This is a genomic window from Flavobacterium rakeshii (assembly GCF_009741375.1).
GTDB classification, from domain to species: domain Bacteria; phylum Bacteroidota; class Bacteroidia; order Flavobacteriales; family Flavobacteriaceae; genus Flavobacterium; species Flavobacterium rakeshii.
The window spans coordinates 1-10,106 of the sequence record NZ_WOWP01000039.1; the positions used below are offsets into that span (position 1 = coordinate 1).

7 protein-coding genes and 1 pseudogene are annotated in these 10,106 nt (G+C 34.5%); 3 read left to right on the forward strand and 5 right to left on the reverse strand.

Features of this window, described 5'->3' with window-relative positions; all coding sequences use genetic code 11:
- Positions 1 to 219 precede the first annotated feature (219 nt).
- Positions 220 to 792 (reverse strand): YoaK family protein, encoded by a 573-nt coding sequence (locus GN157_RS11105; RefSeq protein ID WP_317163540.1) that lies wholly within the window; start codon positions 790 to 792, stop codon positions 220 to 222.
- 550 nt (positions 793 to 1,342) lie between these two features.
- Between GN157_RS11105 and GN157_RS11110 the strand changes: the two genes are divergently transcribed.
- The gene (locus GN157_RS11110; RefSeq protein ID WP_157483471.1) at positions 1,343 to 3,514 is read left to right on the forward strand and encodes a TonB-dependent receptor; all 2,172 of its coding nucleotides are present in this window, start codon (positions 1,343 to 1,345) and stop codon (positions 3,512 to 3,514) included.
- Positions 3,515 to 3,518: 4 nt separating this feature from the next.
- Positions 3,519 to 4,313, forward strand: a complete 795-nt coding sequence (locus GN157_RS11115) for a cation transporter (protein ID WP_157483472.1) — start codon at positions 3,519 to 3,521, stop codon at positions 4,311 to 4,313.
- A gap of 128 nt (positions 4,314 to 4,441) precedes the next feature.
- Here the strand turns inward: GN157_RS11115 and GN157_RS11120 are convergent, their stop codons facing one another.
- Both GN157_RS11120 and GN157_RS11125 read right to left on the reverse strand, forming a co-directional pair.
- Positions 4,442 to 5,482 (reverse strand): IS110 family RNA-guided transposase, encoded by a 1,041-nt coding sequence (locus GN157_RS11120; protein ID WP_157483473.1) that lies wholly within the window; start codon positions 5,480 to 5,482, stop codon positions 4,442 to 4,444.
- 335 nt (positions 5,483 to 5,817) lie between these two features.
- Positions 5,818 to 5,964, reverse strand: a pseudogene (locus GN157_RS11125) (DUF1275 domain-containing protein); the annotation flags it as partial.
- 202 nt (positions 5,965 to 6,166) lie between these two features.
- Here GN157_RS11125 and GN157_RS11130 point away from each other — a divergent pair.
- Positions 6,167 to 7,144: a hypothetical protein gene (locus tag GN157_RS11130; RefSeq protein WP_157483474.1), complete on the forward strand. Its 978-nt coding sequence runs from the start codon at positions 6,167 to 6,169 to the stop codon at positions 7,142 to 7,144.
- Positions 7,145 to 7,244: 100 nt separating this feature from the next.
- Here the strand turns inward: GN157_RS11130 and GN157_RS11135 are convergent, their stop codons facing one another.
- Together GN157_RS11135 and GN157_RS11140 are read right to left on the reverse strand one after the other, a co-directional pair.
- Entirely contained in the window at positions 7,245 to 9,389 is a 2,145-nt protein-coding gene (locus GN157_RS11135) for a hypothetical protein (RefSeq protein ID WP_157483475.1), read from the reverse strand.
- 158 nt (positions 9,390 to 9,547) lie between these two features.
- Positions 9,548 to 9,949, reverse strand: coding sequence for a helix-turn-helix domain-containing protein (locus GN157_RS11140; protein WP_157483476.1), 402 nt, complete (start codon positions 9,947 to 9,949; stop codon positions 9,548 to 9,550).
- Between the last annotated feature and the right edge of the window lie 157 nt (positions 9,950 to 10,106).

A 10,106-nucleotide genomic window follows, 5' to 3' on the forward strand; every position in this document is an offset into this window, starting at 1 on the left:
TTTCCAAAAGAAAACGGTAAAAAAGAAAGCAGCCGAAAAGTGCGGTGCAGCGGGAAAACAAAAGGAAACGGAATAAGTCCCGAAGGGTGGTGAGCCTGCGAGCCATTATGCCGTAGTCTTTTGTTTTAACAATAAGGTGCGCCGCAATAACTTAGCTGCCTTTTTTGCCGTTTCGTAGTGGAAAAGAATCAGAAGAGAATAACCGAATCAAAAGTAATATCAATGCCTATGCAACACCTTTCTTTTGATGACATAGAATTTAAGTAGGATGTAGTCGTAAAGCAAAGCTAATAGCAGAGCTAAGCTTGCAATTAAAAGTACTTTCAGCTTTAAGTAATAATAGGCAAATCCACCTACTATTCCTCCCGCAAAAAAACACGCTATAATAGCCAGTTTTAAATAGATACTCCTTTTAAGAGTGAAGTTCTCATTGGATGTTTTGTAAAACAAAAGCTGCGACAGTTCAATACCCAGGTCTGTAAATATTCCTGTTAGGTGCGTTGTTCTTACCACCGACTGCGATACCCTGGTTACTAAAGCATTTTGCAACCCCATTGCGAACAATAGAATACATGCCAATATATCAGGCTGATTGAAATGCAAAGTGGCTACTGTAATTAAAAGAATAATTTCAAGCAGGATGGGAACAACATAAGAAAGGTTCACCTTTATACGGACAATAGTCTCACTTATAAGATTGGAACAAAAAGCTCCGGTAAGGAAGCTTAAAAGAAACCAAAGGTAAATAACCACATTTGAAAACTCTTCGCTTACAAAAGTCCTAGAAAAGATTCTGTGTTATAATCCAAATATATTTACAAAAAATTGGAAATTTATTTCTAGCTCATCTGTAATTCTCCCTCAGTCATTATTTAAAAAATAACTGTAGATGTTCTAATTCTTTATTACTATGAGAAATTGAGCATAAATTTATACATTTGCCAAATGAAATATTTATCATTCATATTGGCTTTTACGGTGTTGATTCTATCAACAGCACCATCGTGCTTGAGGGAAGATAGATGTATTAAGCCTCGCCAGCAAACAACACAAAACCACCAACAAGAAAAAGATGGTTGTACGAAATGTTGTTCGCCTTTTATGAATTGTAATACCTGTATGGGATTTGTAATGACCTTTTTTCATTTTTCAATTATACATCCTTTCGTACAAACTGAAAAAAAAATAGCACTAAGTTTCATAAAGCCTATTTCAGACTTTCCCTACTCTGTTTGGCATCCCCCACAACTTACTTAATGTGTAGCTTTTACAGCACAAATTAATTAATAACAACGCTTCGCATTGTTATTATTATTCATTCACATTAAGTATCATCTTTACAATGAAAAAAATACTCATTGTGTCATTTTTTATGGCACTAAACCTCTGTGCATATGCACAAAACACATTAAATATTGTTGTCAAAAACATTGAAACAAATGAACCATTAAATGGTGTAACGGCATCTGTAAAAGGAACGTCGCTTGTTGCGACGTCTGACGAAAATGGACAAATTAGATTAGTAAATATTCCTGACGGATTACAGCAAATTAACTTTAGCTATATAGGATTTAATGAACATATTGACACCTTAGAATTTCCACTAAAGGACAAAAATGTTATTGAAATCTTTCTGCAAGAAAGTTCAGAAGAATTGGATCAAGTAATAATATCGTCTACAAGAAGTACCAGGAGCATACAAAATATTCCTACCCGGATTGAATTTATAGGTAGTGAAGAATTGGCAGAAAAGGGTAATATGAAACCAGGAGATATTCGTATGCTTTTAGCAGAAAGCACAGGTATTCACGTGCAGACCACATCGCCAACAAGTGCCAATGCAAGTATTCGCATTCAAGGGCTTGATGGTAGGTATACGCAAATACTGAAAGACGGTTTTCCCATTTATTCTGGCGCATCAAGCGGATTGGGTCTTTTACAGATACCGCCGCTTGATCTCAAACAAGTTGAGGTCATCAAAGGTTCGGCGTCCACTCTATATGGTGGCGGAGCAATCGCTGGATTGGTAAACCTGATCTCTAAAACGCCTACTGAAGAAAGAGATTTACGTTTTCAAATCAACGGAACATCAGGCAGAGGCTTGGATATTAACGGTTTTTATGGGCAAAGGTTCAATAAAATAGGAACTACCATATTCGCTTCACACAATCGCAACGGAGCTTACGACCCTGCTAATATTGGCTTTTCTGCCATTCCAAAATTTGAACGCTACGTACTGAATCCAAAATTATTTGTTTATTTCAATGATAAAACAAAGATGAATTTTGGAATCAATACAACCATTGAAAACCGTTTGGGAGGCGATATGCTTTACATTAAAGGTAAGGGAGATGATATCCATCAATATTTTGAGAAAAACAAAACACAACGTTATTCCACACAATTTGTTTTAGACCATTTGATTAATGAAAATAGTTCTTATCAAATTAAAAACAGCGTAAGCTATTTCAATAGGAATATAACGATTCCTAACTATGAATTTGAAGGAACACAAACAGCCACTTTTACCGAAGCCAATTATACCAACAGTACAGAAAAATCGGAATGGGTTGCAGGAATTAATATATGGACTGATAATTTTAAAGAAAAGCAGTTCACTACTTTTCCGTTAAGAGATTACAACCAAAGGACATTCGGAGCTTTTATCCAAAATTCATGGAAATCTGCAGATTGGCTGAATTTAGAAGCAGGTTTCCGTACGGACTACGTTGTGGATTATGGTGTAGTGTTCTTACCGAGAGTTTCAGCTCTTTTTCAAATTGCCGAGGGTCTGACATCAAGGATTGGAGGTGGATTTGGCTACAAAACACCTACTATATTTACGGAAGAAAGCGAACGAATACAATATCAAAACGTATTGCCTATCGATGATAAAACCAATAAATTGGAAAAAAGCTACGGTGCAAATGCAGATATTAATTATCGCATTCGTATTGGGGAGGAATGGTCATTCAGCATAAACCAATTGTTCTTTTATACATACTTGGATAATCCATTGTTACTTGAAAATCCATCTGCAAATCTGTATCAGTTCGTAAATTCGCCGGGTTACATTCATACCAAAGGAACAGAAACCAATATTAAAATCGGATATGATGACCTGAAATTGTTTTTAGGTTACACTTATACAGATGCCCGACTAAACCAAAACGGAACAAATACCGAAAGTCCGCTGACACCTAAGCACCGCATTAACTCTGTGCTGATGTATGAGATAGAAGATAAATGGAAAGTCGGGCTGGAAGCATACTATTTCAGTCCCCAAAAAATGAACAACGGAACAACCGGAGAAGATTATTGGACTTGTGGATTTATGGCTGAAAAGATCTGGGAGCGATTTTCTCTATATGCCAATTTTGAAAACTTCCTTGATACCCGACAAACTCGCTTTGATAGTATTTATACCGGAACAATAAGCAATCCCGTTTTTAAAGATATCTATGCACCATTGGACGGGTTTGTAGTTAACTTAGGTATAAAATTAAAACTCTAAGCGGATGAATAAAACCATATTCAATATAACTAAAATGGATTGCCCTAGTGAGGAGCAATTGATTCGTATGAAACTGCAAAATTTCGATACGATAAAATCATTAGAATTTGATATTCCCAATAGAAAACTGAATGTTTACCACAATGAAACCCCAGGGCCAATTTTATCCGCTTTGGAAACATTGAACCTGAATGCAACATTGATTTCTACTGAAGAAAACCAAGCTGTCTTTGCAGCAGATACAAGCAATAAACAACGGAAGCTGCTTTGGACAGTACTGATTATAAACTTCCTCTTTTTCGGATTCGAAATGTTGTTTGGTATTCTTTCTAATTCAATGGGATTGGTAGCGGATAGTTTAGATATGCTTGCCGATAGTATTGTTTACGCATTGGCATTGTTTGCCGTTGGCGGCACGATAGCACGAAAAAGTAACATCGCCAAATTTGCGGGTTACTTTCAAATTCTATTAGCCGTTATAGGATTTATTGAAGTTATAAGACGTTTTATAGAAATAGAAAAAATGCCCGATTTTAAAACAATGATTATCGTTTCTGTTCTGGCGTTGACAGCTAATGTATTATGTCTTTACTTATTGCAAAAGAACAAAAGCAAGGAAGCGCACATGCAGGCTTCCATGATTTTTACATCGAACGATGTTATTATTAATTCTGGTGTTATCATTGCAGCTATTTTAGTTAAGTTGCTAAATTCAAGTTATCCAGACCTTATTATTGGAGCACTTGTATTCCTGATTGTGGCTAAAGGTGCATATCGTATCCTAAAATTAGCAAAATAACAATGAGAATTACGAGAATTGTTCCTGAAAAAGCATAACACTGCGGATGAATTTCTTATTGAGAATTCATCTTGTTTTGCATAGTTATTATTGGGTAGCACTAAAACAGCTACCCTTTTTTCATTTTATTAAATGGTTATTGTTTCCATTGTAATACTCTGATTGTGATAATTTGGGCAATAAGACGTATTTGATTTCCATAGGATATACGTTAGCTCCAGCAGTTTTCTTTGAATGGCAACAATTGCTTTCATCTTAATACCATGCCTTGAAACCAATCTTATGAAAATATATCTGAAGCTTTCATCGGTTCTGATTGCAGCCAGTGCAGGGAAATGCATTACTTTCCTCAGATTGCGATTACCCCTCTTAGATATTCGGGGTTTGGATTTCACAGAAGTTCCTGAGGTTTTTTCCCTTACATCCAATCCGGCATAGCTTACCAGCTGTCTTTTATTTTTTATTAATTCAAATCCGTTGGTTTCAGCGATGATAGTTACAGCAGTCAGAGTTCCTATCCCTGGTATCGAAGATATTATTTTCATCTTTTCTGCTAAGGATTCATTTCCTTTGATATGCGTAGCAATTTCCTCCCTTATTTCCTTTTCCTGCGTATCAATGAGGGCAATTCTTCTTTTGGTTCGTTTTATTGATTTTTCGCTCGATATTGCAGAAGTACGTTCAGCGTGCAACTGATTTTTTAACATTGTACGCTCCTGTACTAGCTGCTCGCGTTCCCGACAAAGCTGTCTTAAATCATTGAATATTTTTAAGGGAGGTTGCCATGCTTCTAATTTTCTTTCCAATCCAAATCTTGCAATGGCTTGTGAAGCACTTTTGTCAGTAATTGTTTTTATGTCTAGTGTTCTTGCATAATTACTGATCTTGTTTGGTAAAACGATACTGACTTGTTTTTGATTACTACAAAGATAATAAGCTAAAGATTCGTGATAAACTCCGGTAGCTTCCATTACGTACCGTACCTCCGTACTGGTTAAAGTTTGCTTATTTACCCATGATACAAGACTTGAAAATCCTTTTCTTGTATTAGGAAATACTTTATAGGCATAAACTTCTATGCTTATCTGTTCATCCATTCGACCAAGCGATACAACCAATTCATTTTGTGCGACATCAATTCCTACTGTCTGCTTTAATAATACCTTCATCTTATATGGTTTAGGTAAGTGATGACCTTTCTTCATCTTTTCTCCTGACTGGATATACTGGCTATTCGACCCATAGTTATGGTATAGGTGAATTCCTTACATTCTGTTCAGATTCTAAAAGGTAAAAGAAGAGGAGGCAGTCTCTTTTCTTGAATATACTAGTAAGCTATTTAAAGCAAAATCTGCTCTCACTCTTCCTCACTTAGATTATATTATACAAACATAGAGGTAAAAGAAGATGAGGCATTCTCATTTCTTAAATATACTAGTAAGCTATTTAAAGCAAAATCTGCTCTCATTCTTCCTCACTTAGATTATATTATACAAACATAGGAGAAAGCAAAATGCCCGGTTACATTTGTTGTAAGGACATTTACCGACAACAGGCCTACAATGTTTACAATCCCTGCCACAAAAGATAAGATAGATGCCAACCTTAGGTTATGCCCATACGATCTTCTTTTGCCTTTATGACGAAACATTTATTGGTGATTTTGCTGAATAAAGGTACTCATTTTCTGGGCAATCTTTTATCGATATTTGAAGCTTTTAGCATATAGTTGATCTCTAAAAGTGCATGCCTGAAAGAGCATGCTCTTGGCACAATACAAAAACAAATCCCGACGGTATGCCGGAAGGTTTTGTTGATGATTTTATTTAAATTTACATAGATAGAATTTAATAATGAAAACATCAGAAATCGCACAGGAAATAAACAGAAGAAAACTTTTGGGTGAATCCATGGAATTTATAAAACAAGCGTTTAACATTTCTGAAGAAAAATGGAGATCATGTTGCTTAAAAGCTTATTCAATTAACTTAGATCGTGCAAGAAAAGATAGGAAAAAAGATCAAGAAAAACGACATGTAGGTTCGACATCAGTCAAGGATATTCTTAAAATTATCGAATTGAATAAAATATTGGGGAACTACGCTTTGCTTCTTCCCATTTTTTCTACTATGACTGATTTTCACAGATTAGAACAACTAAAAAATGAATTACCTACATCCGAGAAAACAATATTAAATCATGTAGGTAAATTAACTATGCATCCTAAAATGAGGGTTATGCAAAAGCTAGGCAGGATCGAAAAATTTGAATATTTCAAGCAGTTTGCCAAATTAATAGATGCAGCAGTTTTATCTTACTACAGGACAAACTTTATAAGTTGCTATTTTACTCTTATACCTGTTATCGAAGGTATCATTATACGATGGATGGGATTTCAACAAAGTGAAGTTAAACCCGAATTTGAAGACGTTCGAAAATTTTTTAAAAAGGCCTCCTTAAGAAATCCTAATCCAACAAATATTTTATTTCATGATGTGTATATTCAAATTTGTGACAAGATTCTAAATGAACATTTCTATAGACCAACAACTAATGGTAATGCTCATTCTCATTTTAATAGGCATGTAGCGTCACATTTATTAATTGAAGAAGAATTTGCCACCAGACAAAATTGTATTAGACTTTTTTTACTATTAGATACTATGACAGAAATTTATTTCTATGAATCTGGAGAGATTGACCCGAGATTCAATTTGGGAAATGAAGAAACAGAAAAAGATTTAGCTGCCTACTATAATGTTTTGTTGCAAAATACTGAAAAAACGGCTGAACAGATTCTTTTAGGTAGTAGTCCTTTAGATTTACTCTGAAGATAAGTTCAAATAGAAAGAAATGAACAAAAACAAAAAACAGAATTAGTCCAAAAAGTATGTTAACCTGCAGGTTAACATACTGCAATCTTTATAAAGACTAATAATAAAAATATTGATGTGGCCCCAATGCAAAATCATCCGGCTTAGGCAGCAATTTGACTTGAATTTCAGGAGCATACGAATCCATATAAAATAATCCTTCTAATGTTTTACCAGCATTTTTAAGTTTATTCGAATCATCTTCATAACAGGTTATAAGAATCTTATCAGGTCTGATATCTTTTGCAATATTTGCCAGTGCTTGTAGTGAATTTAAACCATCTCCATTTTTATCAAAGAATGCAACACTTGAGTGTTTCGCTTCTCCAATTATAAGCTTACCATCAGATATACAAAAAATATCAATATCTGTATAAGGTTTGCGGTCCGAATATGATAAGTATAAATTGATTTGTGGACTGAATTCAAAAGATCTTCTGCTTTGTGCGGATATACTGGCTAATGTCCTTATGACCGTCAGATTTCCATCCCTCTCAGTCCGTGACCTGTAGATATTATTCTTAATAAGGTCATTAAGTTTATACGCGAAATTAGGTTCTACAGGCATAGTAAAACTCTGAAGACATCCTTTACATTTAACTGTTTCGTCAACTTCATTTAAATAATAATAGAATGTAGAGGAGCATTGCTTACATTTTAATAAATAGCCCTTGAAAAACATTTGGTAGTTACATAATTCTGTCAATGTATTTTTCAATCCGAGTTCTAGATTTTCTTCATTAAACCTCGATTCTTCTTTTGATTTAAAAACATAACCCGCTTCTACCAATTTATTAAAAGCGCGCGACTTCAAATCGACAAAAGTAAAAGCACTCCCTGCCGATCTATTAGTAGTTGCATATTCTTCTAAAAGAGATACCCAAAAGTTATCAGAAAAAAAGTCAGCAATAGTTTTAAAATCATGATTAAATAACTTTATGAAAGAAATAAGCCTACGGCTATCATCATGTAATGATGTTTCTATGAATTTTGTTTCATAAGTCTTTCCTTGTATTATAGGTCTGCTAATAAGTTGAGATACTATCTGTCTTGTTTCAGGAATAGAAATATCTAAATGACTGGAGTCGCGTTGACCGCGAATAAACAAAGTAACAGTTCTACTACGATTAATCCTCCCTTCAGCATGAGGAAAGACATTGTAAATGTCATATGTAAGAGGCATAAGAAGTGTTTTAGCTTTGTCTTCCACAGAGCATCTTACTTTTATGTCAATCGCCCATTTTTGTGGATAAAAGCTTAAATTATTAGTAAAGCTCAGCATAGGAATTGCATATTGAGCTTTTTGACCAACAAATGTTTGTAAGTTTTCGCTTTCACCAAAATCACTTTCATACAATCCGTTAGCATCTAATATTTTATATGGAAAGCTACTACAATCGTGATATATAAACGGCTTGCCTCTGGAGATAGGCAATAAAAGCTCAGTTATTAAGGCTTTTAAATCTGCTTTCGAGAATGAAGTGGAGCAAACCTTGATAAAATCGCTTGATGCTTCTCGATAAAGTAAAGTGCCAAAAAACTTATCATTGACAAGAATTTTAAGCTGTTCAAGAGTCACAAAATATGTATTGTCTCCTTGATACAATAGACGATTCCAAAAATATAAAAGATCCGAAATTGACGAAGTGTCTTTTGCTATAACTAAAACAAAGTCGTTATATTGAGCATCTTTTAAACTTCGTAAAATAACGGTATTTAAATTATTTCTAGAAAGTAATGCCCGATTAATCGGCCTCTCTTTAAAGACTATTTCATGAAAAGTATCAAAATTCTTTTCATTAAAATTTATTTGGTGATACTGTTTTGCAATATTGTAATCACTTACTGTCCCATTTGAACTAATGCCAAAATTTAAGTCGAGATAATCTAACAATAAACTTTTAGTTCGCCATAATTCTGAAGGCATGATAATTCCCTCACTTCGATCAAAAAGTGAAAGAAAATACATGGAATCAACACCGTAGATATTTTCTTCTCGTGGTATGGAGTCAAGATTGTAAAAACCTTTAGGATTAAAAAGTCTTAGTTTCTGAATAGCTTCAAGTTCAACGCCGTCAGAGTAGAACACATAATCAGGATCGTAGTATGCTAATAACATTCGATAACTCTTTTCAATCTCTCCGGCCACAACGGGTACCATAGGATTATAACGCCCTCCCCAGTATTTTTGGAGTTGTGACATAAGATCCCTAAGCTTGTCATAAGGATAATTACTGTCTATAAAAAAAACGTATCGTAAATGCCTAGGCCGTGAAATTGTCTGGAATTGTACCATAGAAAAAGTATTACTAACAATATCGAGAAGCCAATGAGTCTGACACCATAGATAATCCTTAAGTGTTACTTATTAACTAGCTTCTCCAAGTAAGCTACTTTATCTTTCTCAGCCTGAAGTAATCTTTCATAAAGCTCCACTATCTTTTCTACAGTATTGAAAGTTGGCTGATAATTTAGTGAACTAGCTATAAGTGTAGAAGTATCACTACTCGTATTATGGTAAGTATTTGAAATAATATTAAAAACAGCCTCTTCTGAAAATTGTTTTATACCTTCAGCAGTAACACCTAAAGCCTTTGCTATTTCTTCCAGTTTTGAATCTTCAACAGTTGCGCTATTCTCAATATTAGAAACTGCCTGTTGGCTAATTCCTAAAGCAGCAGCTAGCGCCTCCTGCTTCATATCACGAAGTTCACGTATACGGCTAATTTTTCTTCCTATGTGGTTTTTTGTAGGTGTGTCCATAATTCAAAAGTATTGAAAATTCAGTAAGATATTTATTATTTGGTAAAATACAAGCTGCAAACGGTAAAGTACAACACGCTGTGGTTCGGTACCTTACCATAACTTCTTTACTTGCTGTGTATAAAACAAAAATAAGCTTTTTCACTTAATGTTCCAT

Bases quoted from the DNA above. Each gene is read 5' to 3' on its own strand.
- GN157_RS11110 (WP_157483471.1), top strand. From the start codon at position 1,343: ATGAAAAAAATACTCATTGTGTCATTTTTTATGGCACTAAACCTCTGT.
- GN157_RS11115 (WP_157483472.1), top strand. From the start codon at position 3,519: ATGAATAAAACCATATTCAATATAACTAAAATGGATTGCCCTAGTGAG.
- GN157_RS11120 (WP_157483473.1), bottom strand. From the start codon at position 5,482: ATGAAGGTATTATTAAAGCAGACAGTAGGAATTGATGTCGCACAAAAT.
- GN157_RS11130 (WP_157483474.1), top strand. From the start codon at position 6,167: ATGAAAACATCAGAAATCGCACAGGAAATAAACAGAAGAAAACTTTTG.
- GN157_RS11135 (WP_157483475.1), bottom strand. From the start codon at position 9,389: ATGTCACAACTCCAAAAATACTGGGGAGGGCGTTATAATCCTATGGTA.
- GN157_RS11140 (WP_157483476.1), bottom strand. From the start codon at position 9,949: ATGGACACACCTACAAAAAACCACATAGGAAGAAAAATTAGCCGTATA.